At 36.6% G+C, this 25,971-nt stretch carries 25 protein-coding genes; 19 read left to right on the top strand and 6 right to left on the bottom strand.

What is annotated here, in order from left to right; genetic code table 11:
• The first annotated feature begins 6 nt into the window (after nt 1–6).
• Genes AUF14_RS16015 through AUF14_RS22865 form a run of 3 tightly spaced genes read left to right on the top strand, consistent with a single transcriptional unit; the run spans nt 7 to nt 2,468 of the window.
• A complete protein-coding gene (locus tag AUF14_RS16015; protein WP_102866134.1) occupies nt 7–969 on the top strand; it encodes an aldose epimerase family protein in 963 nt (320 codons plus the stop codon).
• A 13-nt stretch (nt 970–982) separates the two neighbouring features.
• Nucleotides 983–1,795 carry an FGGY family carbohydrate kinase gene (locus tag AUF14_RS22870; protein ID WP_227656368.1) on the top strand — a complete coding sequence of 271 codons (813 nt, stop codon included), beginning with the start codon at nt 983–985 and terminating at the stop codon, nt 1,793–1,795.
• Between the two features lie 4 nt (nt 1,796–1,799).
• The gene (locus AUF14_RS22865) at nt 1,800–2,468 is read left to right on the top strand and encodes an FGGY-family carbohydrate kinase (protein WP_227656367.1); all 669 of its coding nucleotides are present in this window, start codon (nt 1,800–1,802) and stop codon (nt 2,466–2,468) included.
• A 1,259-nt stretch (nt 2,469–3,727) separates the two neighbouring features.
• Here AUF14_RS22865 and AUF14_RS22585 read toward each other — a convergent pair.
• The 3 genes from AUF14_RS22585 to AUF14_RS22580 all read right to left on the bottom strand — a co-directional run bounded on the left by AUF14_RS22585 (nt 3,728) and on the right by AUF14_RS22580 (nt 5,779).
• Nucleotides 3,728–4,765, bottom strand: a complete 1,038-nt coding sequence (locus AUF14_RS22585) for a hypothetical protein (RefSeq protein WP_193756250.1) — start codon at nt 4,763–4,765, stop codon at nt 3,728–3,730.
• 162 nt (nt 4,766–4,927) lie between these two features.
• Entirely contained in the window at nt 4,928–5,440 is a 513-nt protein-coding gene (locus AUF14_RS15995) for a GNAT family N-acetyltransferase (protein WP_102866133.1), read from the bottom strand.
• A 192-nt stretch (nt 5,441–5,632) separates the two neighbouring features.
• Nucleotides 5,633–5,779: a hypothetical protein gene (locus AUF14_RS22580; protein ID WP_193756249.1), complete on the bottom strand. Its 147-nt coding sequence runs from the start codon at nt 5,777–5,779 to the stop codon at nt 5,633–5,635.
• A gap of 518 nt (nt 5,780–6,297) precedes the next feature.
• Between AUF14_RS22580 and AUF14_RS15990 the strand changes: the two genes are divergently transcribed.
• The 11 genes from AUF14_RS15990 (at nt 6,298) to tkt (ending at nt 18,903) form a co-directional block, all read left to right on the top strand.
• Nucleotides 6,298–6,957 carry a WxL domain-containing protein gene (locus AUF14_RS15990; protein WP_102866132.1) on the top strand — a complete coding sequence of 220 codons (660 nt, stop codon included), beginning with the start codon at nt 6,298–6,300 and terminating at the stop codon, nt 6,955–6,957.
• A gap of 44 nt (nt 6,958–7,001) precedes the next feature.
• Nucleotides 7,002–7,226 carry a hypothetical protein gene (locus AUF14_RS15985; RefSeq protein WP_034875949.1) on the top strand — a complete coding sequence of 75 codons (225 nt, stop codon included), beginning with the start codon at nt 7,002–7,004 and terminating at the stop codon, nt 7,224–7,226.
• Between the two features lie 26 nt (nt 7,227–7,252).
• The gene (locus AUF14_RS15980; RefSeq protein ID WP_227656366.1) at nt 7,253–7,606 is read left to right on the top strand and encodes a cell wall protein; all 354 of its coding nucleotides are present in this window, start codon (nt 7,253–7,255) and stop codon (nt 7,604–7,606) included.
• 205 nt (nt 7,607–7,811) lie between these two features.
• Nucleotides 7,812–9,875: a pectate lyase-like adhesive domain-containing protein gene (locus AUF14_RS15975; protein WP_102866131.1), complete on the top strand. Its 2,064-nt coding sequence runs from the start codon at nt 7,812–7,814 to the stop codon at nt 9,873–9,875.
• A 792-nt stretch (nt 9,876–10,667) separates the two neighbouring features.
• A complete protein-coding gene (locus AUF14_RS15965) occupies nt 10,668–10,907 on the top strand; it encodes an AbrB/MazE/SpoVT family DNA-binding domain-containing protein (protein WP_070505085.1) in 240 nt (79 codons plus the stop codon).
• Nucleotides 10,907–11,254, top strand: coding sequence for a type II toxin-antitoxin system PemK/MazF family toxin (locus AUF14_RS15960; RefSeq protein ID WP_070505086.1), 348 nt, complete (start codon nt 10,907–10,909; stop codon nt 11,252–11,254). Before AUF14_RS15965 ends, AUF14_RS15960 begins: the two co-directional genes overlap by 1 nt.
• 537 nt (nt 11,255–11,791) lie before the next feature.
• A complete protein-coding gene (locus AUF14_RS15955; protein ID WP_083291870.1) occupies nt 11,792–12,700 on the top strand; it encodes a tyrosine-protein phosphatase in 909 nt (302 codons plus the stop codon).
• Between the two features lie 551 nt (nt 12,701–13,251).
• Nucleotides 13,252–15,315, top strand: coding sequence for a BglG family transcription antiterminator (locus tag AUF14_RS15950; RefSeq protein ID WP_070505087.1), 2,064 nt, complete (start codon nt 13,252–13,254; stop codon nt 15,313–15,315).
• 2 nt (nt 15,316–15,317) lie between these two features.
• Nucleotides 15,318–15,599 carry a PTS sugar transporter subunit IIB gene (locus tag AUF14_RS15945; protein ID WP_016177948.1) on the top strand — a complete coding sequence of 94 codons (282 nt, stop codon included), beginning with the start codon at nt 15,318–15,320 and terminating at the stop codon, nt 15,597–15,599.
• A gap of 17 nt (nt 15,600–15,616) precedes the next feature.
• Nucleotides 15,617–16,891, top strand: a complete 1,275-nt coding sequence (locus AUF14_RS15940) for a PTS ascorbate transporter subunit IIC (protein WP_016177949.1) — start codon at nt 15,617–15,619, stop codon at nt 16,889–16,891.
• Between the two features lie 35 nt (nt 16,892–16,926).
• Complete coding sequence (gene tkt / locus AUF14_RS15935; protein ID WP_070505088.1) at nt 16,927–18,903, top strand: transketolase; 1,977 nt, start codon at nt 16,927–16,929, stop codon at nt 18,901–18,903.
• Nucleotides 18,904–19,009: 106 nt separating this feature from the next.
• Here tkt and AUF14_RS22575 read toward each other — a convergent pair whose 3' ends face one another.
• Entirely contained in the window at nt 19,010–19,147 is a 138-nt protein-coding gene (locus tag AUF14_RS22575) for a hypothetical protein (protein ID WP_193756248.1), read from the bottom strand.
• 421 nt (nt 19,148–19,568) lie between these two features.
• Here AUF14_RS22575 and AUF14_RS15930 point away from each other — a divergent pair, with 421 nt between their 5' ends.
• The 5 genes from AUF14_RS15930 (at nt 19,569) to AUF14_RS15910 (ending at nt 24,696) form a co-directional block, all read left to right on the top strand.
• On the top strand, nt 19,569–21,578 hold the full coding sequence (locus AUF14_RS15930; RefSeq protein ID WP_016177951.1) for a BglG family transcription antiterminator: 2,010 nt from the start codon (nt 19,569–19,571) through the stop codon (nt 21,576–21,578).
• The gene (locus tag AUF14_RS15925) at nt 21,571–22,041 is read left to right on the top strand and encodes a PTS sugar transporter subunit IIA (protein ID WP_016177952.1); all 471 of its coding nucleotides are present in this window, start codon (nt 21,571–21,573) and stop codon (nt 22,039–22,041) included. The genes AUF14_RS15930 and AUF14_RS15925 overlap by 8 nt, the downstream gene beginning before the upstream one ends.
• Nucleotides 22,028–22,327, top strand: a complete 300-nt coding sequence (locus AUF14_RS15920) for a PTS sugar transporter subunit IIB (protein WP_070505089.1) — start codon at nt 22,028–22,030, stop codon at nt 22,325–22,327. Before AUF14_RS15925 ends, AUF14_RS15920 begins: the two co-directional genes overlap by 14 nt.
• Nucleotides 22,302–23,606 carry a PTS transporter subunit IIC gene (locus AUF14_RS15915; protein ID WP_227656365.1) on the top strand — a complete coding sequence of 435 codons (1,305 nt, stop codon included), beginning with the start codon at nt 22,302–22,304 and terminating at the stop codon, nt 23,604–23,606. The genes AUF14_RS15920 and AUF14_RS15915 overlap by 26 nt, the downstream gene beginning before the upstream one ends.
• A 97-nt stretch (nt 23,607–23,703) precedes the next feature.
• Nucleotides 23,704–24,696 (top strand): phosphotriesterase family protein, encoded by a 993-nt coding sequence (locus AUF14_RS15910; protein ID WP_016177955.1) that lies wholly within the window; start codon nt 23,704–23,706, stop codon nt 24,694–24,696.
• A gap of 156 nt (nt 24,697–24,852) precedes the next feature.
• On the opposite strand, the gene AUF14_RS15905 is transcribed toward AUF14_RS15910, so the two are convergent.
• Together AUF14_RS15905 and AUF14_RS15900 are read right to left on the bottom strand one after the other, a co-directional pair.
• A complete protein-coding gene (locus AUF14_RS15905; protein ID WP_016177956.1) occupies nt 24,853–25,284 on the bottom strand; it encodes a phage holin family protein in 432 nt (143 codons plus the stop codon).
• 89 nt (nt 25,285–25,373) lie between these two features.
• Nucleotides 25,374–25,931, bottom strand: coding sequence for a DUF2922 family protein (locus AUF14_RS15900; RefSeq protein ID WP_016177957.1), 558 nt, complete (start codon nt 25,929–25,931; stop codon nt 25,374–25,376).
• Between the last annotated feature and the right edge of the window lie 40 nt (nt 25,932–25,971).

The raw sequence follows: 25,971 nt of genomic DNA, 5'->3' as shown, positions 1-25,971 counted from the left end.
AGTTAGATGAAGAAATATACATTAGAGAATGAATTTATCTTAGTCGAGTTTTTAGATCTAGGCGGTTGTATTACTAAATTAGAAAAGAAGAATAACCAAACAAATTTCGTGCTTCATTATTCTGATAGTGAAACCTATCAGTCCAATCCTTATTTTCTAGGTGCAACAATCGGACGAAATGCGGGGCGTACTTTTCCGCCATATTATTTGAATAGCGATGAAAAGCAAATTAGATTGGATACAAACGAAGGAGATTTGCATCTTCATGGTGGTAAAGAAGGTCTTCAATTTAAGCAATGGTCCGTTAAAAAAATAGATGAAACTGCATATAGATTGTCTTATTTTGACACTGATTCTGTATACGAAGACATGGACTTCACCATATACTATCGATTAGAAGGAAACACCTTCATTGTTGAAATGCATGGAAATTCAGAACAGCCGACGATTTGTAATCTGACGAATCATTCCTATTTCAACTTGAATCACAACAAAAAAACGATTGAAAACCATTGGTTGACAATTGATGATGCAGAAATTCAACTTATTGATGCACAGCTTGTTCCTACGCAGGAATACGTGAAACCTACAGGCGAATACGAAAGCTATAATTTTCAAAAGGAAGTACAGATCAAAAAGGCCTTGGGTACAGAAAAGAAGTTAGCGAAACTCTGCGGAAATGGGATTAATCTGGCCTATCGTTTTACCGATCCCGATTTTATGCGAACAAAAATAAAACTAAAAAATGATACTGGAGACAATCGCTTAACAATTCGTTCTAATCAGGAAGCTTGTGTCGTCTACACTTTAAATAGTATTGATAAGCCCGTACTTTTAAATCGAGAGATACCAATTGAACCTTTCATGGGGATTACTTTTGAAATGCAGCAAATTCCCAATTATGTCCATGAGAAAAAGGATCATCTATGTCACAAGTATTCTTCGATTACTACTTACGAAATAAATTAAGGGAGCATGCACGATGGATTATTATTTAGGCATTGATTTAGGAACAAGCTCTTTAAAAATCATCTTGGCTGATAATCAGGGAAGAATACTCGGTAATTCAAGTAGTTCTTTCTCTATCATTTCAGAAAAGGAAGGCTATAGTGAAGAAAATCCAACCGATTGGCTGCGAGCGTTTGATCGCGCTTTCAGTGAAATGTTGGAAAGATATCCTCAAATAAAAGAGAATATCGTTTCTATCGCTTTCTCTGGACAGATGCATAGTTTGGTGATGATTGATGAGGAAGGGATCCCTATTCGTCCGGCGATTCTATGGAATGATGTTCGAACAACTGAGCAGGTGAAACAGTTAAACACCGATATTCTACCTCACCTATTATCGGTAGAAAAAAATATTTCTTTAGAGGGTTTTACGTTACCAAAAATACTATGGGTGATGGAAAATGAGCCGGAAAACTGGAAAAAGGTTTGGAAATTCATGATGCCGAAGGATTACCTCATTTATTATCTTACAGGTAAAGTTTGCACAGATTATTCCGATGCATCAGGGACTATCATGTATGATGTCAGGAAACATCAATGGGATGAGGAGATACTGACAAGGTTTGATATCCGTTTAGATCAATGTCCTGAACTGTTGTATTCTACTGACAGTGCGGGTGTGCCTACTGAGCAGATAAAGGAAAAGTTTAACATTACTAAGAACTTTGCTGTGATCATGGGTGGGGCCGACAATGCTTGTGGTGCACTAGGTACAATTGATAATATTGAAGAGCAGGGACTTATTTCAGTCGGAACTTCTGGCGTTATTTTTGACCTACTCCAATGACAGTATGAACCAAGTAGGAAAGTATCACTATTTCAATTCATTGATTGAAGAACAAGATTACAAAATGGGTGTTACACTTTCCGCGGGCTATTCCTTAGATTGGTTCAAAGAGAGGTTTGCACCTGGTGAGGATTTCGAGACACTAACGAAGAAAGCTGAAGAAAGCTCTATTGGAAGTAAGGGGGTACTTTTCTTACCCTATCTTTTTGGCGAACGCAGTCCCTATTACAATGCAAAAATGTCTGCGGAATTTGTTGGAATGAAGGCGTACCACAATGATGGTGACTTGATTCGGTCGGTATTGGAAGGAGTGGCCTTTTCGCTTAAGAACGTATATCAAACTATGAGGGATTTATCCGATAAACAGGTGCAAAAATTTCGGATTACTGGAGGCGTAGTGAAAAATCCTCTTTGGTTACAAATGTTTGCAGACATATTCAACTCCGAGATCGAAGTTTTAGCAATCGATGAGGGTCCAGCTTTTGGTGCTCTTATCTGTGCGATTCATGCTTCTACCGGACAGCTTTCATCAGAGATATGGAAAAAATATAACCATGTCAAAAAAATTTATTCACCTGAGCAAAAAGCTGTTGAAGAATATGAAGTTTATTATCAGAAGTTTAAACTACTGAGTGATAAGATGGATGCTTCATCGTGTCTGAGGATTAAATAAAATAAAACGAGGTATTGGAAAGCTGTAAAACGTTTTTTTGATACCTTTAATCATCCATCTTTCCGATAAAGAGCACCTCTTTCTAATACTTGCTGCTCATGTTATAACAAAAATACCAAACAGAAAATTGCTGAGTGTGGCACTATATTCTGGTATTCGAGATCTATAGGTTTAAAAAGGTAATATTATGTTTTTAACTAGGACGAAACAATAGCTGAAAACTAACGACTATCAATTGAAATTTGTTGTTGCTATCTTAATACTGAAAAAAAGTAAAAAAATTTAAGCGATCAAAAGATTGATGATTCAATCTTTTGATCGCTTTGTTTCTGAAACTAAAATCTACTTTCTAAGTCTAAGGTAGTTATTGATATCTTATCCTTGTAAGATGATATTACAAAAAAAGTTATGTAATAGATAGAAAACGCTTTACTTTCAATATGAAATCTTTTTATGAACTGGGAGGAATAAAATGAAATTAAAAAGTAGAGAAATCAAAATACTTCATTATCTTTTGCAAATGAAAGAATACGTACCAGTGAAAGATATTGCTCTTAGTCTACAAATCAATGAACGGGAGGTTAGATAAAGTCTATATAAAGTAGATTAGTTTCTAAAGAAGAATCAGTTTGAGAAGTTGGTCAGAATAAAAAGAAAAGTTTTTTATTGCTAAAAAATAAGAAAATAGAAGAAATGATTCTTTCGATGCAATTAAGAGTTAGTCCAAGCAACTTCCAGTATTCACATGATGAAATTTTTTGTTTATTCTATTAAGTTTGCTAATCTCAAACGAGTATTTATCTGCTAGCTATTTTGAGGAGACTTTATTCATATCTCGAACAAAAATTATTACTATTCTTGATGAATTGGAGGAATTCTATTTCTTGGAGATTCAGAATTAAGTCATAAAAAGAGATCAGTTTTTTTATAGAAGGATCATTGTTTGATAAAAGTCGTCTGGCTGCAAAACTTCTAATTGAAACAATTCCTTTTAATGAAATTGAAAGGTTCATTCTTTTAGGTGAGACGACGACAAAAATAAGCGAGTTGCTCTTAAACAACATTTTTACAATTGATGAAGACCTCCTTTTACAAAACGATTATACACTATTACTAGTTAATTAATATATTAAATTAGCTGACTAACAGAGAAACTTAGATAGCTCCATCACATAGAGTTTTTCTTAATCATTTTGAAATGTAGTATCCAAGAATAAAAAAACTCAAGAAGAATGTATCTCCTTGAGAGAATTTTGGGTTTAGTATTTTTTCAATAGTAGAAAAATGGAAACACTCAAAATTATTGAACCAAATATCAAATAGAATGGGTTACCTTTTTTAATATTGGTTTTAGGATAACGGAGATTTCCTGTTTTGTTTATATTTGTATAGATCGATACGCTGTCGGATTTTTTTTCAAAATCTTTAGCTGTTTCGGAAGGCGTACTGGATTCAGAAGGCGTACTGGATGTAGACGACGAACTAGACGAAGACGATGAACTAGACGAAGACGATGAACTAGACGAAGACGATGAACTAGACGAAGACGATGAACTAGACGAAGACGATGAACTAGACGAAGACGATGAACTAGACGAAGACGATGAACTAGACGAAGACGATGAACTAGACGAAGACGATGAACTAGACGAAGACGACGCACTAGACGAAGACGACGCACTAGACGAAGACGACGAACTGGACGAAGACGACGAACTGGACGAAGACGACGCACTAGATGTAGACGACGTACTAGATTCGGTACTTGAATCATCAGGATTTATAGGAGGTGTAGGAAGAGCTTCGTCTACGGTAATTTCTACAGGCATTCCTTTTTCACCTTGACCATTACTATTTATAATATAAAAAGTAACAGTAGCCCCACCTTCTGCAATTCGATCTGGAGCAAGGTCTACTTCCCAATTTGGAGATTTCAGAATAGTTTCCCAATCGTCTCCCTTACCAGTTGCATTAGGATTAGACGCGCCAATAATTGCAGCATATAAAACATAAAGATTGGTATTCTCAGTTATAGGCCCAATCGTCAGCCAATCGTTTTTGACTTCACCTTGAGCGTTATATTGATCACCTGGATAATTATCGCTCTTAGAATTTGAATTTATTTGTACGTATTTATCCCAGTTGTAATAGGCATCTTGAACCTCAGGATCATCCCAATGTTCGATGATATTCGTATTAACGTCAGTAATTGCTAGGGCTTCTTGATTTAAAAGAAAGCCATAAGCAACTACTAGAACAACTACAATAAACGAATAAAATTTTCTTTTATAAAACATATTCCCGCCTCCTATTGTTGAAGATCATTATAGAATAACAGGGCAGGAATATAATTATTTTTTGTTGAAAATAAATTAAATCTAATTTACTTATTAGAAAAATCGAAAAAATAAAAAATAAGATTTACAATTGATTTATTTTTGGGAGTTTCATGACTATCGCTAACTAGAGCAATTGTCCTTTTTTAAATCTAGAACCATGTTGTACCACGTTTCTCCAGCATGTTGTGAATCAGAAACCCCCTCTAGTTTGTAACCATTTTTTTCGTAAAAGGGAATAAGTGATTTTAAACAAGTTAGTGTGATCCCATCTCTTTTCTTATTTCTCGAAATATCCTCCAATTCAGTAAGTAGATTAGTAGCAATGCCGAATTTTTGGAATTGAGGATCAACCACTAAACTCAGAATAGTTTGATAGCCGCCAATGGCTGGATTTTCAACGGTTTTTTCAAATAGATCATCATGCAAGTATCTTTCTGGGATAACTGGTCCAACAACATAGCCTACAGGATTATCAGATTCAGTTACAGCCAATATAAAGCTGTCATTAATAACTTCAATCCGTTCTTTCATTGACTCTGAGGAAGCAGCTTCTTCAGAAGAGAAACCTGATTTTTCAATGTCCATGATTCTCTCGAGATCTTTCAAAAACGGTGATCTAAAATTGAAAATCACAAAATCACTCCTTAAATGTATTGTTAAATCAATGTATAGTTTAGCATATTTAGATTATTCAGATAATAAGGTTTAATAGGGTTTGATTTTGTGAATACCATTTTAGAACATCCACAATCGAAAAAAAATCAGAATAGCTTCACCAGAATGGGATTGCTAAGAAAAGAAAATCAAGAGGCTGTAGTAAAAAATTCATTGATAGTCTTTCAATTCTAGAAAACCTTTGATCCCTGCAAAGATACCTAACAATAAGATAACAGGGTTTGTCTTAATTCCAATTAGAATTAAAAGCAAGCTTAGTGCAAGATAACGGTTCTTTTTATTAAAACTAATGTTCATTTCATCAACCCCTTTTGGTATTGGATTTGAGTCAATTTTAAAATTAGTTTGACAGTTTTGTCTAGGTAATCATCTTTACATCGACATTCTTATTTTTGGACATTGGTTATCCTCCTATGATTGGGTTTGGCGATTTAATCACAGGACAACCAAATGTTTTTTTGTGTAAAAAATAGTTGATGTTCTCTCTAAGAAAGAGTAACGACGCCTAATATTATCGAACCTCATTTCTTCTAAAATGAATACAAAAATAACGATACAACCAAATGTTTTTTTGTGTAAAAAATAGTTGATGTTCTCTCTAAGAAAGAGTAACGACGCCTAATATTATCGAACCTCATTTCTTCTAAAATGAATACAAAAATAACGATAAAAGACGGGAGTTTCTAACGAAGTCAAAGAAACCTTAAATTTTTTTCCGAAATCAGGAAAAATTTCGAACTAGAAAAAGCCGATTCCTCATGTGAGACTTAATTTAAGTCAGATTAGATCATTTGTTATTTGTGAGGGATTGAAAAATGAAAAAAGCTTTGATTACAACGGCTGCACTTGGTTTGTTGGCAGTGAGTGGGTCAAGTGTAACTGCTCTTGCTAATGAATCTACGAGTGTCGGAAGTAAGACAGACGTTACGTTGACAGCGGGATCTGGAGAAGATGTGGACCCAATCGTTCCAGACGACACTCATGACGATGATCCAAGTACTGGTGATACCGGCGCGCTTTCAATTCCGTACGCGTCGAATATCACATTCGGTCAAAAAGAAATCAAGCAAGGAGATACAGACTACTTTGCATTAAACAAAAAACCCCATGTACAAGTGAATGACACCCGCGGCGGAGCAAAGGGATGGGCATTGGGGGTAACACTTTCACCATTTATGGGTGAAAATGGCAAAGAACTGACTGGTGCGAAAATGTCGCTTTCTAATGGGAAGATAGTTACAAAAAACAATCGCTCAACAGCTCCAGAACTAGCTGGAACCACCTTTGAGTTGAGTGAAGACTACCAAGAGGTTATGAGTGCTAAAGAAGGACAAGGTGCGGGGGCCTTCGCGGTAGTTTTTGAAGGGAAAGATGGTCAAAACGAAAACGTCAGGCTTCATGTTCCGCGGGCAGGTCTGGAAGCACAAAACTATACAGCAGATTTAACGTGGGTATTGACTGATGCGCCAGCGTAAGAAGCTTGGAGGGTGGGGAAAGAAATTTTCCCACTTTTTTATTTATGCAAGTCGTATGGGGGTACTTATTTTTTCTTGTAAAGTTTTCGCTGCGGTCGAATGGTGTTGAATGGATTGGCGGTTCATCCTTTAAGAATCAGGCTTCTGAGTCACAAACAGTTGTGCGGCAGCTGAAAGAAGAATCAGAGCGGCACTTTCAATTAAGGATTTCTACAGAAGAATTTGATGGAATAAAAGAAACTAAGAATTATTCTTGGTGTAATCGCTGATATTTGTAAATTGAAAAAAAGTTAGAGTGAGGGAAGAAAATGAAAAAAGTTATTCGCCTATTTCTATTTTCGTTAGTAATCTGTATCTCTACGCCAATAGCGGAGCTGAACAAGTCAAAAGTGAAGCAGGTATATCATTTTATCAGCCTAGTAATAAAAATCAAACGATACCAATGGAAAAGGTAACGATGAATGATTCTAAAAATACTGCACCTCAGGAAAGAGTAATCGCACCAGAATCAGGTTCTAAAATGTACCCAAAGACAAATGAAGAAAAATACTTATTACTCGGAAGTATCGGCGTATTGATTTTATGTTTGTTTTTCTTCGTATATTTTTTGAAAAATAAACTGAATGAGAGTTCACAGGAAAACACATAGTAAAAATCAGGAAGCCGAAAAGCAGCTATTAATAAATAGAAAAGCTCAAACATCGAGCTATAAGTAAAAGAGGCAACACGTCCAAATGAATGCCGAAAATCAATTACTCTGGCGAGGGAAAGGTAATGTGAACGTTAATTTGGCAGAAAATATTTTTTATTAGTCGACCCTCCTATCAAACTAGTAGAAATAAAGGAGTATTAGAATGAGAAAAATTTCAGAAGTAAGGTATCTTTTACCAATCGTTTTACTGTTCGGAATTTCAATCGGTTGTGGAAGGACTGTTGGAGCGACTATCGTTGAAGAAAACACCAATGATTCTGCTGAGAATGCAATACTTTCTAATCGGCCAGAAGACACAAAAATGAGTGGAATCACGAATGATGGATCATTAGAACCTAAGAATGTACAAAGTTCAACGAAAAATTCTGATATTTCTGTACCTGGAAAAGGACAAAATACAGCTAGTAGTTCTGAAACAAACGCTTCTGTAGAGTCCAATCAAACGAAAGAAAGTTCAGGACTAGTAGAACAACAAGCGGATAAAAAAGTTGCAGATCAAGCAACTGTGAACGTAGACACATATGAAGAGTTTAAGGCAGCTTTACTTGATTCGAACGTCCAGACAATCTCTTTAGAAAACGACATCAAAATACTAGATTCTTTCAATTTTATCGGTAATAAAAAAATTTCTGGTAATGGACATACACTCGATGTGAATTATCAAAGTGTAGGTGTAGCGTTGAGTAATGCAGTGTGTACCATTGAAGAGATTCATTTGATCAATCAGCCTATTTATTCTTTTTTTTGGTCGGAGTATCCGGGTGTAACGGTTAACTATAAGAATGTGACTTCCTCCGGTTATCAGTTTATTTATTTGGCCGCTGGAACTGCCAATCTTGAAGGCAATATTGAAGCAAGTGCCAATTTGCAGGAAATTTTTCAAGGACAAAAACTAAATGTTGGAGACCATTCGAATGTGACATTTAAAGACACAGCGAATGCAATTGCCATCTACTCTGGTGACGGCTTGACTGTAGGAGATGGAGCAAATTTTACCGTTGATGCTCAAGGACTAGGAATGTTTATGTACAATGTAAATGGCAAAATTGATTTACACGGAAATGTTGAGATTAATTCTGCGACAGATTCAGCTATTCGAGGCGGAGCAAACAATGGGTCATTGATCATTTATAACGATGCTAAATTGAAGGCTACCTCCAAAGTAACGGATGAAGAAGCCATTTTGCTGTATAACGGGTCTGTCATTGTAAAAAGTAATGGGACCTTGGTGGCAACGTCAGAAGGCCTGCAATCTACTCTCCAAACCGGTAACAAATTAGAGTTGCAGGAAGGATCGAACTTTATGATAGCCAACAGTAAAGGAAACGCCTTGGGTGCTTGGGAGCTTAAGACGAAGGTATCACTTTCTTCTTCTCAAGGGGTAAGTACCTGGAAAATTGGTAATATAGGAACAGAGATGTCAGATGCGATATATCAGGGACCATTGTCAGCCAGTTTTACCTTAGATACTTATACGACTGGGCAGCATACTCTGGATTTGGCATCGAATAATTCAACATTTAAAGCAGATTTTGATTCAGGGAAAGTTGCAAAAATAGCAGGTGGAATCTATTCAAAGAAAACCGAAATTGCACCAACAACTATTGATAAGTTAACCACGGAGAGCACACAAGTAAGCGGAACTGCTGAACCGGAAGCGATACTTGAGATTAAAGCGGATGGCAAAGTTATAGCTAGTGGGACTGTCAATAAAAATGGTGAATACAAGCTTGCGATTCCCAATCAAAAAGAAGGAACAAAAGTCGTTGCAGTAGCAAGGTCGGGAGGCTTAAGTGCTGAAGCCAGCACAATCGTCCAAGCTGTTGGACCACGTATTGAACTACCTGATGTGATTAATTTTAAGTCTCAAGAAATACCTCCTCAAGATACGCTGATCAAGTTTGTTGGTGATCAGGAGATTAACGTTTTCGATGATAGTAAGAAGAAATCAACAACATGGACACTTTCAGTTCGAGAAGATCAGCCATTGAAGAACGAATCTGGAGAACTGCTAGTTAATCGATTGGAGATCTATAACCAAGGAAAGCTTTTTCAAATCACCGATGAAAATCAGCCGCTTTTCGAAGGAAAGGGACAATTTTCGGTGAAACTTGCAGACTGTATGCGACTAGCCTTGCATCCTGCAGACAAAATTGGTTCTTATAAAGGTGCATTGATGTGGACTTTTATTAAGGGACCTCAGTAAAGATTGAAGGGAATAATGAATAACAACCGAATTAACTGTTAAGTGATTAGATTGTTGCAGGATAGAATAGTAGGTCTATCTAAAAAATTTCTAGTTTTACACATAATACCCTGAACTAGCAAAAAGTCGGTATAAGTTGTCAAAATCCCAATGCTTCAGTCATATTTATAAATAGGTCGAATTGGTGGAGTGGTTTGATACCGCTGCTAATTATTTGGTTAAAACGGTGAGAAGTAAAAGGTAATTCGAATACTAAAAGTGATGCACAATATATTAATGAAAGTTCAGTATTTTCCCACACAAAGTCAGTCCATGCTGCAAAGTCGCTTCGGCGCTTGCAGTATGGACATTTTTTTATTTATTGTACATTGTGCTCCTAATCGTCCTTATCCGGCAAATCCTCAACATCTCGCTCAAAGGCCCGTAACCATGCGATCTTTACACCGAAAGCAAAGGCGTTTCTACTTAGCTTCCTTTTATTGGTATTGGATAAGACATCCCAAAATAGTTTTATAATTGAATTGCTCTACATCACGGATTAGGCAGGTTCGAGAAGCTTGGCAACGCTCGTGATATAGATAAGATAAAAATAAAAGCTGAACATTCTGCGTATTTTAGTTTAAAGCACTTCTAAACGTCCATTTCATGATCAAGTTAGAAAAGAAAACTTTTGTGTTAGTGGGAGAAGAAGCTTGATAGATCAAGATTTTTAGAGGTTCTTAAGGATCATTTCCAACCTATTGCTCTGCCCTAATTAAAAAGTTATACTTGTTCTAACGGGAGGCGATTAGTATGGATGTCGAAGTAAAAAAAATTGGTAATTCTGTCGGAATAATTTTTCCTAAAAAGGCCCATATGAGTGAAGGAGACAAGTTTACTTTGCGAATGTTTAATAATGCCTATGTGTTAACTCCAAAAATTAAAGACATATACTATAATGATGATTTTTGGGGCGATGTTAGAAACGAAATGACAAAAGAAGATGTTGAATGGGATGAGTTTGACACTTTGCCATCGGAGGAAACGGATTGATGTATATCCCTCATCAAAGAGATATTGTCTTTATTAACTTCGATCCATCTTTAGGTGCTGAAATAAAGAAAAGAAGAACAGCAGTTGTCGTAACAAACTATGAGTTTAATCGACGGACTGGATTCTGTTATGTCTGTCCAATTTCCTCGGTGAAAAGAAAAGCGCCATTGTATGTAGATTTAATAACAAATGATTCGAAGGTAAGTGGGCAAATATCCGTCCATCAAATGAGATCATTGGATTTTTGTAAACGAAATATAGAAAAAAAGGATACCTGTGAAATCAGCTGTTTTGCTGATATTTTGGAAAGAATAGAAGCCTTTGTATCAATAGAAAACGAAAGCTAATGACATCCTCAATCAAGCGTTAATGGTTGCGGCAGCATTCGCAATAATAATGACGATCAGCAAAAATAAAGACAATAAAAAATCGTTAAATTGGTCACCGCATTAAACGGTGCTGCAAAGGGAGATTGTTAGCGCAATCTCTCTTTTTCGGTTCTTTATATCCTAACTCCCCATAATTTTACACAAAAGAATCTCTATAAAAATAAGGATAAAACTGGTGTTAGGAAGCTTTAGTAGACACATTTTTAGAAGAGGCCCATCATAGCTTCGACTGTAAGAAAATTCACCAAATAGAAAATATAGCCAAAAAAGGCTGCTATTTCAAAATATTCATAATAATGCTACTTTATAAACGCTAATCTCTTAAGTGAATGCCATTGCAATTCGGAAGGTATCTCCTCTTATCATTTTTACATCTCATCCAACCAAGCACATCAAGCTTTACAAAGAGTTTTCAGCATATTGACCTAATTTTTACATTCATTTAGTATTCTTAGTTTTGTAACAAATACAAAACAATGTCATAAGGAGAGTATTATGAATTTGAAAAAAGTGGTGTTATCTTGTGTTACAGTTTTAACTATTGCGTTCTTTGGGGGACACACGGTTCACAAAGCGGCTGAGAAATCCAAAGAACAAACAACTTCTCTTGCCTCCGAAAAGAATACTAGCAAGAAAATTGTTCTAGTGGGATCAGCTAACACGAGGGATTTGGGAGGAATCGTCACAAAAGATGGAGCGGTGATTAAAAAGAATAAGCTAATCCGTTCAGGTGAGCTGGCTGACCTTGTCCCATTAGATAAGGAACGATTGGTTCATGATTTCAAACTAACAAATATTGTCGATTTTCGTACGGATAGTGAGGTTGCATCAAAACCTGATCCAGAAATTGAGAATGTTAAAAACTACCATTACGGCGTCATGAAAGACAGTGGTGCTACCGCTAGTAAAGACGACTTTTATAAAAACTTAGACAAGGTTAATGGTGTTGAATACATGGAGAAAATCAACGCAGAGCTTGTTACAACACCTACAGCACGTGAAAATTATAAGAAATTTTTTGATGTCCTGCTTGACACTAAAAATGGTGCTACTCTTTGGCATTGTACTGCTGGAAAAGACCGAGCTGGTTTTGCGACTATGCTTGTACTAAGCGCTCTAAATGTCGATAAAAAGACGATTTTCGAGGACTACTTACTATCAAATAAGTATCGGAAATCGGAGAATGAAAAGACCATAGAACAAGTCAAAGAAGCCTCAAATGATAATAAACAGGCAGTTGAAAATATTACTGCCATGATGGAGGTTCGTAAGAATTACTTACAAACTGCCTACGATACAATGGAAGAACAATATGGCGGCGTTAATGGCTATTTGAAAAAAGGCTTGGGATTAACCAACGATGATCTTAATAATTTAAAAGAGATCTATCTTAAGGATAATTAAAGGAGCCACTAAAAACTATAAAAAATCACTAGCTTGATCGACAATCTTATTCGTTTTCTAGATTATACTATTGGTTCCAACTTTCATTAGCACATTGGATAAACTCTTATTAGAAATTGACATAAGTATCTACAAATCGAATAGATTAAACGTTGAAGATCAATCATCTTAATCGGTGATTGGTCTTATTTTTTTATAGCTAATCAAAAGGCAAAACAGCCTGAGATTGTATTGGAAAGTATTATTACTAGATAGTCGGTTTACAAGCGGATTTTTCGTAATTGGTGAAGATTGATTTGTTCCTTTTTTTGGTTTTACTAATTTTAATAGATTAACAACGAATCAAGAGCATTTTATAGAGGTATAGCGAATCAACATGATCAAAGTTCAGTTTACATTTTCACCTTTTTTTGTTATTTAAAACACTATAAATAAGCTATATGGCTATTGCAACTGTTTAAATTTTGTTAAGCGTCAAAACAAAAGATGAATTGAATAGCAATTGAAGGATGTAAACGCAGCCATTATATTTTAGGTAGGAGCTGAGGAAAATGATTGATAGTCAAGATTTATCTATTCTTCAAGAGATTGCTTTTAGAGATCAAAGGAATACAGCAGACTTGGAAAGAAAATTTTTACTAACAAGGAGGCAAATTACTTATTCTATTAAAAAAATAAACGAACTGCTTTCTGAAGGTAATCAAGAATTGGTCAAAGTCTCTAGCAGCGAGCTCATCTTGGATAATAAAATCCAAAAATATTTACAAAATTATTTTTTAAAAATGGAATTTTTTTCGGACGTCTATCATTCGAAAGAAAACCGACAATTGATGATCTTATTAACACTTTCTTGTTCATTAGAGTATTTGTCGTTGGACCACTTAATTTTAATGTTGGATAGTAGTCGATCAACTGTTGTAAATGATTTGAAGGAGGTAAAACGAAGGCTCAAAAAAAGTGAAATCAACGTTGGCTACACTCGAACAAAAGGATATTTTTTAGATGGTGATGAAGCAGATACTCGCTATCTTGTAATGAAAACAGTGATTAACTTTCTTCATCAGGATAATGGGGAGCTTTTTTTAGAAAGTTTCTTAAAAAAGCAATTGAATATTGATTACTCAGAAATAGAAAGCAAGATCTTAGAGGCGAGTGCAAAATATAATATCTCTTTTTTCGAAAACAAACTCAAGGAATTTACTTATTGTTTCATTCTGTTGAGTCAGCGATTTAAATATGAACAGCCTCAAAAGATGATTAGTGATTTTATCGATCATCAATCGAACGAGTATCAGTTTAGTCTTCATGTATGTAATTTTTTCCAAATAGAATTATCAGAAAATATTCTTTATATCTCTGCGTGGATTCTAGGTCTATCCGCTGGAAATATCGATAATCGCACGTCAGATCAACCAATGATCGTAAAAATCATTCAACGACTAATCGCACGTTTTGAAAGCTTGTCAGGTATTCGTTTTTTAGATAAGGGTGCAGTTACTCGTAGATTGTACGAACATTTTAGGCCTAGCTATTATCGGTTATTTTATCACTTGCCTATCATTAATCCTTTAGCTCATAAAATACAAAAAGAGTATCCAGAAATGTATGCCTTAGTTAATGAAGCAATTAGGCCTTTGCAGCCTTTGTTTGATAGAGAACTTCCAACAGATGAAATTGCCTTTTTAACAGTACATTTTGCTGCATCTGCTTTTGAAGAACAAGAAGAGCACGTAAAAAGGAATCGGGGGTTGATTTTGTGCCCCAATGGCATTGGAACATCAATCATTTTACAAAAAGAATTAGAATCCTTATTTCCTAGTATAGAGTTTGTCGTGCAAGATTTTCGTAGAAAAATAGCATCTGATAGTTTTGATATTGTTTTTACGACTACCATCACCACTGACATGTTGAGTATGAAAATCCCATTTATTGTCGTCAATCCAATCATGACATCAAAAGAAAAATTTGAGTTGATTGGACGTGTGTATGAGATTTTAAATGACGAATCATTACTAGACTCAAAACTCGCGGAGACACTTAAAGTGGTGAAAAAGTATGTAACGAGAGAACAATACGAAAAAATTGAAAATGAGCTGCTTATTCAAGCAGATGTCAATCATTCTAGAATCATCATCGAAGAAGGAGGTGAGTATCCGTTGTTAAGCGAAATTACCAACAAGGATCTTGTGAAACTACAGGTAGAGGCTACGAACTGGGAAGAAGCAATCCGTAATTCTACAGATGTCTTAGTCAGTACGGGGGTTGCCACACCTAGCTATATTGACGGAATGATTCAGACAACGAAAGAAACCGGCCCCTATATTGTTATTACCAAACACGTAGCCTTACCACATGCTCGACCTGAAGAAGGAGCGAGAAGAATCGGGATTAGTATTTCTACTTTAAAAACACCTGTAGTCTTTGGTAATGAGGAAAATGATCCAGTGAAATATGTTTTTGGTTTAAGTGCTCTGGATAATCAGACTCATTTAACTGCAATGTCGGAACTGGCAGAATTGTTGGATCAAGAAAGCTTCTATCAGGTATTGGATAATGCTACAAATCCAGAAGAAATCATCGAGTATATCAAAAATTTTGAGAAAGAGAGGATGTAGGAATGATTAAAAAAGCATTGATTGCCTGTAGAACAGGGATGGGATCAAGTATGATGCTGAAAATCAAAGTGGATCAAGTTGTAAGAGCCAAGTCGTTTCCATTAGAGGTACAACATAGCACTTTGGATGATGTGAAAAGCTTCAAAGGAGATTTATTGATCACAATGGCTGACGTAGCAGATGAATTAAAAGGGCAGGTTCCATATATAATCGGGATCAATAATTTGATGGATAAAAAAGAAATCGAGACAAAATTGCAGGCATTTTTTGATAGTCAGGAGTAATAAAAGGGGGAAAAACAATGGAAATATTAAAGGTAGTGGTGTTTGACTTACTCGCTTCGGCACCAATTTTAGTTGGTATTATTGCCTTAACCGGGTTGTTATTACAAAAACAGCCTGCTGATAAAGTCATTTCAGGCACATTAAAAACAATTGTTGGATTCTTAGTTTTCGGGGTTGGATCGGCGGCGGCGGTAACTTCCTTAGATAGTTTTCAAGCCTTGTTTGCGGAAGGCTTTGGGCTAAAAGGAGTTCTGCCACTAGCTGAGGCGGTGACTGCTTTAGCTCAAGATAAGTTCGGTACTACGGTTTCATTAGTCATGTTGATCGGGTTCTTGTGTAATTTGCTGGTTGCTAAGTTTACGCCATTAAAATATATCTTTTTAACAGGACAGCACAATCTTTATTTAGCTGCTTTATTGACAATTATGTTTAAAGCACTAGGAATGAGCAATTCGCTGACTATTATATTTGGAGGAATCATTTTAGGGATTTGTGCGGGCCTATTTCCAGCCATCGCTCAGCCATACATGCGAAAAGTTACTGGTGATGATGAGCTTGCAATGGGACACTATGTAACTGTTGGTTATGCCCTCTCTGGATGGATTGGATCAAAAGTCGGAAAACCAGAAGATAGTACTGAAAATTTAAACTTACCTGGTTGGTTAACAATGTTTAAGGATTACGTAGTAGGTGTCTCAATTACAATGATTATTTTCTTCTATATCGCGGCGATTGCTGCAGGGAAAGGAGCAGTAGAGGAATTATCTGGTGGAGTGAACTGGTTAGTCTATCCACTATTTCAAGGCTTGGGATTTTCAGCGGCACTTTATGTAATTATTACCGGAGTTCGACTGTTTCTGGGAGAAATTGTCAGCGCGTTTGTTGGAATCTCTGAAAAATTAATTCCTAACGCACGCCCAGCTTTGGATTGTCCAGTGGTCTTTCCATTTGCGCCGACAGCGACTGTAATTGGTTTTCTAGCAGCTTATGCTGGTGGATTAGTCACCATGGTTGTTATGGGACTAATAGGTACAATCGTAATCATCCCAGTAGCAGTTCCATACTTTTTCATTGGTGCGACCGCAGGTGTATTTGGTAACGCTACCGGTGGTTGGAAAGGATGCGTAGCAGGCTCCTTTGTTGTCGGGATTTTAATTGCTGTTGGTCCAGCATTAATTTACCCAATTATGGAAAATATTGGATTAACTGGGACATCTTTCCCAGAAACAGACTTTAACATTGTCGGACTACTTGTCTATTATATCGGACAATTATTACAAAGTGTATTTTAAATTTCAATTATCGTGAATTTAATGGAGGAAGTCAAATGAATAAAATTGATATAGAATCGGTTACTACTATGAGAAATCTGGTTGTTGATAGTGTTGAAAATGCAAATCATGGTCACATGGGTGCGCCGCTTGGTGCTGCGCCTATGGGCTACGAATTATTTAGATATCATATGAACCACAATCCTAAAAATCCAAAATGGTTTAATCGAGATCGTTTCATTTTAACTTCAGGTCATGGCTCGATGCTGTTGTATTCGTTATTACATTTATCCGGTTATGCTCTATCAATGGATGATATTAAACAATTTAGAAAACTAGACAGTAAGACACCAGGTCATCCAGAAGTATTCCATACACCAGGAGTAGAGGCAACGACAGGACCGCTAGGACAAGGCTTTTCAATGACAGTCGGGATGGCTATTGCTGAAGCACATTTACGAGACCGTTTTAATAAAGAGGATTTTGATGTAGTAAATCATTACACATATACCATATGCGGAGATGGTGATTTAGAAGAAGGTGTTGCATTAGAAGCAGCGGCTATCGCCGGGAAATTAGGACTTGGAAAATTAATCGCCCTTTACGACTCAAATGACGTTACTTCAGATGGACCATTAACGCAATCGGCTCATGAAAATATTCAAGAAAAATTTAGAGCAATGAACTGGCAAACGCTCTATGTTGCTGATGGGAATAATTTAGATGAAATTTCCGCAGCAATTAAAGAAGCACAAGCTGAAACGACGAAACCAACGCTAATTGAAGTAAAAACAATCATCGGATTCGGCTCAACATTGCAGGGGACTGAGAAAATTCACAGCAACCCCGTCGGTGCCGAAGAAGCTAAGAAAATCAAAGAAGCAATCGGCTGGGAATATGACGATTTCTTTGTACCAAAGGATGTAAAAACGAATTTCGATGAAATTGCTATTAATGGTGAAAAGCTAGAAATGCAATGGAATGAATTGATGAACGAATATTCAAATGAGTACCCTGAATTGGCGGCAGAATTAGAAAAGGTGATTAATGAGAAGTTTGAATTAAATGAAACGGCTTTAACACCATTTACAGAAGAAAAAATGGCGACAAGAACAGCTAGTGGAAAAATGTTGAACCGAATTTACAAAGATTTACCAATTTTAGTCGGAGGTTCTGCCGATCTAGCTTCTTCAAACAAGACAACGGTTGAAGGATTACCCTTTATGGATGAAGAAAATCATGAAGGACCAAATATCTATTTTGGTGTTCGCGAATTTGCCATGGCATCAATTTGTAACGGATTAACTTTACATGGTGGGTTAAGAGGGTATTGCGGAACTTTCTTAGTATTTTCTGACTATATGCGCTCTGCCATTCGTCATTCCGCATTGATGGGTGTTCCTGTGACTTATATCATGACTCATGACAGTATACAAGTTGGGCAAGATGGACCAACTCATCAACCAGTAGAACACCTGGTATCTTTAAGAGCGATGCCTAATCTAGTTGTTTACCGACCAGCAGATGCTAACGAAACAATCGTTGCATGGAAACTGGCAGTCCAATCTAAAGATCGTCCATTCCTAATCGCTCTTGGAAGACATGATGTGCCGGTAATTGAGAATGTCAATTTCGAAAATGCCGAAAAAGGCGGATATGTCCTATCTAAAGACTCAGACAATCCAGAATTAATCCTAATTGCAAGTGGTTCTGAAGTTGAAATGGCTATGTTAGTAAAAGAACAGCTTAAACAGTACAAAATAAACGTTGTTTCATTGCCTAGCTGGGAACTATTTGATGCACAAAGCGAGGAGTACAAAGAATCCGTGTTACCAGCAAATGTTGATAACAAGTTATCAATTGAGTTGGGTTCAACAATTGGTTGGTCCAAATATGTAGGCGCCAATGGAGCATCAATCGGCTTAGAGAAATTCGGAAAGTCTGCTCCTGCAGGAGATTTGCTGGAGGATTACAATTTTACGGTGGATCGTATCATTGTAGAAGCTCAAGAGCTAATCGAAAAAAATAAATAGGTTGATTTGAGATGAGACTGAAGAAAAAGTCTTAAGAATGATCAGTCATTAAATCAGAGCCGAACGATCTTACACCTATCAATAACGATAGGGCTTGATCGTTCGGTTATTTTCCACGCCAAGTCAGTCCATACTGCAAAGCCGCTTCAACGCTTTCAGTATGGACTATTTTCATCACATAATTGTTCTCCTCAATTCTTGTGGTGGTAAATACATCCAGAACACTACGAGAATGATTAGGCAATCGCATTTAAAATCACTGCTACTAAAAATGTTCGTGCAATTAAAAATTCCTGAGGTATATCTATGTCCGACTTCACGTAGCCTTTCTTATCTCGAATTCACGTCACACCATCTTTATGCAAAGAAAGGCTTAATCTAATAAATATGAGGACGATTCGTTCTTTTATAAAAAAAATTCAAGATATAATAGAGTTATAAGGAATGAGTAATTCTATTTTTAAATATAAATGGAAATTATTATGTATTAAAAAACACTTGTAAAACGTGTGTTTTTTGACATTTAACAAAATAAATTAGTTAGTAGATTCAATATAAATGATTTATTACCAGTATTTTTATTAAAAAAATCTTTGTCGATCAAAGTGAAGATGAATTGTTATTTTTAAGATGATTTCCAATAAATAATGGAAGGAAGTGGCCTCATGATAAAACAAAGAGTTCGGGAATTATTACTATTATTGTTAACGACCCCAGAAATCTCAGTGAAGCAATTGGAGAAAAAATTAGAGCTAACTTCCAGTCAGCTGAGTTATACCATTAAAAAGGCGAATGAATTTTTGTTCGAACATAACATAGCTTCGATCGAAATTGGAGAAGGGAGAATTCTTTTTGCTGATGAAAATAAAAGTGAACTAACTAAATTGTTAAATTTTTCAAAGAGAAGAGACTATTTTTCAAAAAAGGAAAGAGTCTTGATCCAACTATTAATGTTGTTTGGGAGAAAAGAGCAAGAGTTTATTGGAATTGATTACTTAGCCGCCATTTTAAAAGTAAGCCGTAATACCATTACCAGAGATCTAAAAGAAACTAGAGAAATGGCGACAATTCATCACGTGACTCTTTCACAAAATACCAATCTTGGATTTTATTTTATAGGTGAGATAAAGGACTTACAGAAGTTGCTGTTAGAAACAATCTCTACCGCATTAAATCACTATTTTTCCGATGTTCGAGAGTTGATTGGAACGCTGACTGAGGAGGCAGAAGTTCTTTATTTTCAAGAAAAAATCAAATTGTTGGAGAATGAGCTGTCGGTAAGATTATCTGCTCAAAAAAATTCTGAGTTGTTGCTTTTACTAATTATTTTGTCTCGTTCAGACACCATCTACATCACACCAGAACAGAATTTGTCAGATGAGAATCTGAGGAAAATGAATGATTTCCTATTGGAAGAATTGGGCGAGAAATTTTCTAGAAAAGAAAACAGCTCATTCATCTCATTATTCTTGTTATCATCAACACTGATTAAAGTTGATAAAGAAAATAAGGATTTTAAAATCGATCGGCTGGTGGTGAACTTCATTCAGCTTATGGAGTTTAGCGGGATCTATTTTGATGAAGGTGATCAGCTTAAAGCGTTTTTGTATCAACATATATTTTCTATGTATTACCGTTTATTGTTTGGCTTCCAAGCAGAAAATCCTCTAAAGCAATACATCATAGAAAATTATTATGGACTTCACACTATTGTTTCAAAAAATTTAAACAAAATCAAAGAGCTCAGTCCATTTGAGATTTCTGAGGATGAAGTTGCCTATTTGACAGCTCTGATTGCTGGAAATGTGCGCTACATGGAGTCGAAAGGCGAAAAACTATTGGGGGTGGTTGTTTGTTCTTATGGAATGTCTGTTTCTCAATTATTGAGGCTGGAATTGAAAAAACATTTTCCGCAAATTAGTTTTCTCGATGGTCTTTCCGTTTCAGAAATCCATAAACTGGATATACCAATAGAAATTATCTTTTCAACGGTCCCACTTCAAGGAGATGTTCCTGTATTTATTATTGATTCTAACTTGGAAAAAATTGATTTTGATCAGTTAACCGTCGCTGTTGGGAAGGCCTTTCCTGAACACTTTGGTTATAAAGAGGAGCAGCTGAAAGAACTGAAGGATGTAGTTAACCGGTATGCAAAAGTTCAATCGATCGAGTTTCTAATGGCAGAATTTGAAAAAGTTTTGTATCGACAAAACAATCATTCTCTAAAGCTAAAACATTTGAGTGATTTTCTCTCCGCTCATCAGGTTCATTTTAAAAAGACTGTTGATAGCTTCGATACTATTTTAGATATTCTTGCGAGCGGCATGCTGATTGAAGGCAGTATTTCACCAAACTATATTACAGCTCTTAAAAAAGAAGGGTTCCATGAGCATCTCATTATCAAGGATGGTATTGCTTTACCCCATATAAAAGACGATCAGCATATTTACGCTACAAGCATTAGTTTGTTGAAATTGGAGCAGCCTATTTTATTGGCGAATGAAGAAATTTCGATTTTTATTTTGTTAGCAGCAGATGAAAAAAAAGAACATTTAAGAGCTTTCGAAGAATTATTCTGCATTCTTGAAAATGAAAAGCTGTACGATGCTTTGCTGCAGATCAGCGATTACGATTCGTTAAATAAAGTGCTAAAGGAAGTGGATGTAGATGAGTAATTTATTGGAAGATGAAGAAACTGTGCAATTGAATATTGAGGTTGACTCATGGGAAAGCAGTATACGAGAAGCTGGTAAACTCCTTGAAAAGGCTCACTATATTTCTTGGAAATATATCGATGACATGATCGCAATGGTTCACTTATATGGACCGTATATTGTCGTTTTCGAAAATGTTGCTTTGGCTCACGCCCAATCAGGAAGTGGCGTTTACAAAAGCGGGGCCAGTCTAATTACGTTGAAGCAGCCAATTACTTTTGGAAATAAGGACAATGATCCAGTTTCAATTGTGATTGCTTTGGCTTCTGTTAATCACTCAGACCATTTAGAATTTTTAAAAAAAATTATGATTGCTTTTTCGAAGGGGGTTAAGGAAAAAATTTTAGCTTCTGAAAATGGGGCAGAGGTAATTGAGATAATCAATGAATATGGTGAGGAGGAAGAAGAGTATGAGGAAGGTTAATATTTTATGTGTTTGCGGGGCAGGTTTGGGAACGAGTTTAATGGCTAAAATGAAAGTGGACAAGCTTCTAAAAGAAGTAGGCTTAAAAGCAAATGTTGAAGCAACAGATGCTGGTAGTGTACGTGGGCAAAAGGTTGATCTTATTGTTACCACAGAAGCAATCAGTAAAGCTTTAGGAGAAGTCTCAGGGAGCAAGATGGTGACCGTGAAAAACTTTGCTGATAACGCAGAGTTTCGGAATTCAGTTCTGCCGATCTTGAATGAATTTATGGAAGCGGGTGAATAGCATGGGGATTTTATCTTTTTTGATAAATGATGTCATTACGCAAGCACCAATTTTTCTAGGACTTGTTGCTCTGATCGGGTTGCTTTTACAAAAGAAAGATGCTGCGGAGGTTTTTACTGGAACGATAAAAACCATTACAGGGACAGTTGTTCTTTTAGCAGGGGTGGATTTGTTTCTTGGCGTATTGCTGCCATTAATGGCTCTGCTTCAAGAAAAAGGGAATTTTACTGGTGTGATGCCAGATAATCAAGCACCATTTGGCGTTGTAATGACCAGCTTCGCAAAAGAAATACCAATCGCCTTTGTCTTAGGTTTTCTTATCCATCTTTTACTGGTGCGAGTTTTACCCTTTAAGAACACGAAGAATGTATTTTTAACAGGACATATCATGCTATTCTTATCTGGTTTTTGGGTAGCCATTCTAGCTTGGAACTTTGGCTTAAAAGGAAGCGGTCTAATTCTAGCCGGTAGTATTTGTACAGATTTGATCTTAACGGTATTTCCTGCGATTTCCAGACCCTTTACAAAAGAGATTGCGGAAGACGAATATACGTTAGGGCATATGTTTAATGTCAGTGTTGTTGTAGGTTCGTTATTAGGGAATCTGTTTAATAAATCCAAAAAGAGCGATGATATTGAGTTACCAGGATTTTTAGCTAGCTTTAGTGATTTTTCGATTTTATTGTCTACTGTGATGCCTTTGATTTTTATTGGGATTGGTCTAGTTGTTGGAGAATCAGAAGTGACAACACTGAGTGGTGATATGAACTGGTTGATGTTCCTTATCATGCAAGGAATTAAGTTTTCAGGAAGTATTATGATTACGTTGTTCGGTGTTCGGACGTTCTTAGGATCGATTATTCCCGCCTTTCAAGGTATTTCAGAGAAGCTATTGCCAGGAGCGATTCCGGCATTGGATTGTCCAGTCTTTTATCCTTATGCACCAGTCGCAGCTATTATCGGTTTCTTAGGTCATGCAGTAGGTGCAATTATTTCTGTCGTGATCATGGTTTCGATTGCTGCACCTGTAATTCCATTGCCTAGTGCACTATTTATCTTTTTTGAGGGTTCTTTAGCTGGCGTTTTTGGAGATCGAAAAGGAGGCTGGAAAGGCGCGTTACTGGCAGGAGTTGTTGTTAGTCTGATTACTCACATGGGTGTGGCAGTGATCGCAGGATTACAGGAACCGCTATTACCATCTGGTTTGGTCTTTGGGAGTGCCGACATTGTTCTTATTTCACCAATTATTTATTTCTTTAAATTACTATTTGGTATTTAGTATACGCTTAATAGCCAGTCTGTGTTTAAGCCTAGCTGTTATTCTCCAGCTAGGTTTCGTTTTTGAATAGTAGAATATTGAGGAAAGGAAGATTGAAATGAGTATTGTTCGAACCTTTCTAGGAGACATTGATGCAAATGAGCTGGGCTTTACGTATTCTCATGAACATATCGTTTGTATTCCTCCTTATTGGAAAGAAAGAAAAGCCGATGATTTGCTGCTGGATAATAAACATAGTTCTCAAAAGGATGTTCAGGATTTTGCCGATTTAGGTGGAAAAACGATCGTTGATGCTACCGCTATCGATTATGGTCGCTGTGTGGAAGATGTGGTTCAAATCTCGAAGGAAACGGATATAAAAATTGTTGGAACAGCCGGTTTTAATAAAAGCTTTTTATGGGAAGCAGCAATTAGCGAAAGATTAAAAAAAGTCGTTGGTAATTATTCTACTTTTGCGGATTGGATTGCTCAAAGTACCGTTAATCAATTAACGGAACATGTGGTCAAGGAAATTGAAGAAGGGTTGGAGGGTACTAGCTATCGGGGAGGCCAAGTGAAATTTGGTACTGGATACAATCGTATTACACCTCTAGAAGAGAAAACTATTCGTGCAGTAGCCCGTGCGCATCATGAGACCAAAGCCCCCATCCATTCACATACAGAAGCTGGAACAATGGCATTGGCTCAAATAGAAATATTGCGCGAAGAAGGCATTAATTTACATTATCTTTCAATCGGACATATGGATCGGAATCTGGACCCTTATTTGCATCAACAAATTGCTAAGACGGGTGCGTTTTTATCCTTTGATGGCATTGCAAAAATAAAATATGCACCAGAATCTGCTAGGATCAAAGCCATTTTAGATTTGGTCAAGGCCGGTTATGAAGATCAGCTATTGATTTCTGGCGATACTGCTAGAAAGTCCTATTATAAACATTATGATTATGGCTTAGGCTTGGCTTATATCAAGAAAGAATGGGTGCCAAGATTTATTGACGAGGCAGAACAACAACATCTGGATGGGGAAAAATTAATTGAAAAATTTTTTGTAGAAAATCCCAAAAGATGCTTTAGTTTTAAAGACTAGAAATCAGAAATATATTTGATTTAAAAGATGAACAGCTGACTATAAGTTCTTACTCAAGTTATGAGGATTTTATTCGAGAGAAGAAAATAGAAGGCGAACTAAATAGCGTTACCATACAACGATCCTCCTGCGACAGCCGCTGCAGGAGGGCGTTTTTTATTGTACATTATTCTCTTGATCATCCTTATCAGGAAATTCCCCGACATCCTGTTCAAAAACTCGCAGCCATTTCTGCAGCCATGCGATTTTTAGTCCAAAGGCATGGGCATTTTCTAAGATCGAACCAATCTCGTACAGAATCAGAAGAGCGGTCCAAATTAAGGCGACATTGATAGGTAAATCAATACCTACAACAGGTGCCAGTTTGTCTAAAGCAGCGGCACAGATAATTGTTGAGAACGTGATGAACTTGGTAAATAGTCCATATAGATTGATAGAGGAGACCCACGTATGGCTTTTCAGTGCTTTGGCATAGCCGGTAAAAAGATCTAAGCCAACCATCGTCAAAAAGACACCCATGATCGGGACACTTCCGCCGAATAAATAGTGGACGAACGTTCCTCCTGATAGAATTGCTAAAAGCGTCATTTCAAATTCCTTCTTTCAATAGATTTAATCAACACCTACGATCGTAACAGTAGGTGTCATTTGTCCTACGCTAGATAGAATGGAGCAATCTAACTACTTGATTCATGATTCGCTGGGTCGTCTTTATTCCGTTGTTTTCGCCTGAACATTCGTTGGAGCAGGCCTTTTTTGTCGTTTGCCTCTTTTCTTGTTGGCTGTTCAGTCGATCGGTTGGCAGGTGCGGCTACAGTTGCTGGATGTGCGACAGGTTCATTCGTTTCTAACGATAATTGTGTTTTACTAAATGGCACAATCGCCACAGGAAGCTGGAGCTGCATGTACTCGGATTCTGACTGATTTTCTGATACTTCAAAACAGCCAACCTCTTCACAGGTCGCTTCATAAAACGGTTCAGTTTGATCCACATCAATCTCGTTTTTCAGGTCAAACAGCGTGGTTACCTTCGTAGAGACAAACTTTGCCGTGACAACAGAATCAAATAGTTTTACGCCATCTTGTTCAAAAAGGTCTAAGGTCGTTAATAGTTCGCAAGCTTCTTTGATTTCTTCTGCCGACAAGCTCGTATCCACGTCCTGATAGGTCCAGTTGTATTTTTTTCGGTCACTGTTTAAAAAGGTGGTGACCAATTTTGTAGATTCAGTGATCATTTTTCATTTCTCCTTTCATTCTTTCTACGTAGGCTTTGAT

Source organism: Enterococcus avium, from assembly GCF_002891025.1.
GTDB classification, from domain to species: Bacteria; Bacillota; Bacilli; order Lactobacillales; family Enterococcaceae; genus Enterococcus_A; species Enterococcus_A avium.
Note: the sequence above shows the minus strand (reverse complement) of the source record. Positions and strands in the feature narration are given on the sequence as shown.

Excerpts from the sequence above, each read along its gene's own strand:
- AUF14_RS15905 (WP_016177956.1), bottom strand. The coding sequence starts at position 25,284 with ATGACGCTTTTAGCAATTCTATCAGGAGGAACGTTCGTCCACTATTTA.
- AUF14_RS15940 (WP_016177949.1), top strand. The coding sequence starts at position 15,617 with ATGGAAATATTAAAGGTAGTGGTGTTTGACTTACTCGCTTCGGCACCA.
- AUF14_RS15930 (WP_016177951.1), top strand. The coding sequence starts at position 19,569 with ATGATAAAACAAAGAGTTCGGGAATTATTACTATTATTGTTAACGACC.
- AUF14_RS22580 (WP_193756249.1), bottom strand. The coding sequence starts at position 5,779 with ATGAACATTAGTTTTAATAAAAAGAACCGTTATCTTGCACTAAGCTTG.
- AUF14_RS15950 (WP_070505087.1), top strand. The coding sequence starts at position 13,252 with ATGATTGATAGTCAAGATTTATCTATTCTTCAAGAGATTGCTTTTAGA.
- AUF14_RS15925 (WP_016177952.1), top strand. The coding sequence starts at position 21,571 with ATGAGTAATTTATTGGAAGATGAAGAAACTGTGCAATTGAATATTGAG.
- AUF14_RS15900 (WP_016177957.1), bottom strand. The coding sequence starts at position 25,931 with ATGATCACTGAATCTACAAAATTGGTCACCACCTTTTTAAACAGTGAC.
- AUF14_RS15915 (WP_227656365.1), top strand. The coding sequence starts at position 22,302 with ATGAATTTATGGAAGCGGGTGAATAGCATGGGGATTTTATCTTTTTTG.
- AUF14_RS15960 (WP_070505086.1), top strand. The coding sequence starts at position 10,907 with ATGTATATCCCTCATCAAAGAGATATTGTCTTTATTAACTTCGATCCA.
- AUF14_RS22865 (WP_227656367.1), top strand. The coding sequence starts at position 1,800 with ATGAACCAAGTAGGAAAGTATCACTATTTCAATTCATTGATTGAAGAA.
- AUF14_RS15990 (WP_102866132.1), top strand. The coding sequence starts at position 6,298 with ATGAAAAAAGCTTTGATTACAACGGCTGCACTTGGTTTGTTGGCAGTG.
- AUF14_RS15965 (WP_070505085.1), top strand. The coding sequence starts at position 10,668 with ATGGATGTCGAAGTAAAAAAAATTGGTAATTCTGTCGGAATAATTTTT.
- AUF14_RS15945 (WP_016177948.1), top strand. The coding sequence starts at position 15,318 with ATGATTAAAAAAGCATTGATTGCCTGTAGAACAGGGATGGGATCAAGT.
- AUF14_RS22870 (WP_227656368.1), top strand. The coding sequence starts at position 983 with ATGGATTATTATTTAGGCATTGATTTAGGAACAAGCTCTTTAAAAATC.
- AUF14_RS15955 (WP_083291870.1), top strand. The coding sequence starts at position 11,792 with ATGAATTTGAAAAAAGTGGTGTTATCTTGTGTTACAGTTTTAACTATT.
- AUF14_RS15985 (WP_034875949.1), top strand. The coding sequence starts at position 7,002 with ATGCAAGTCGTATGGGGGTACTTATTTTTTCTTGTAAAGTTTTCGCTG.
- AUF14_RS16015 (WP_102866134.1), top strand. The coding sequence starts at position 7 with ATGAAGAAATATACATTAGAGAATGAATTTATCTTAGTCGAGTTTTTA.
- AUF14_RS15975 (WP_102866131.1), top strand. The coding sequence starts at position 7,812 with ATGAGAAAAATTTCAGAAGTAAGGTATCTTTTACCAATCGTTTTACTG.
- tkt (WP_070505088.1), top strand. The coding sequence starts at position 16,927 with ATGAATAAAATTGATATAGAATCGGTTACTACTATGAGAAATCTGGTT.
- AUF14_RS15910 (WP_016177955.1), top strand. The coding sequence starts at position 23,704 with ATGAGTATTGTTCGAACCTTTCTAGGAGACATTGATGCAAATGAGCTG.
- AUF14_RS15920 (WP_070505089.1), top strand. The coding sequence starts at position 22,028 with ATGAGGAAGGTTAATATTTTATGTGTTTGCGGGGCAGGTTTGGGAACG.
- AUF14_RS22585 (WP_193756250.1), bottom strand. The coding sequence starts at position 4,765 with ATGTTTTATAAAAGAAAATTTTATTCGTTTATTGTAGTTGTTCTAGTA.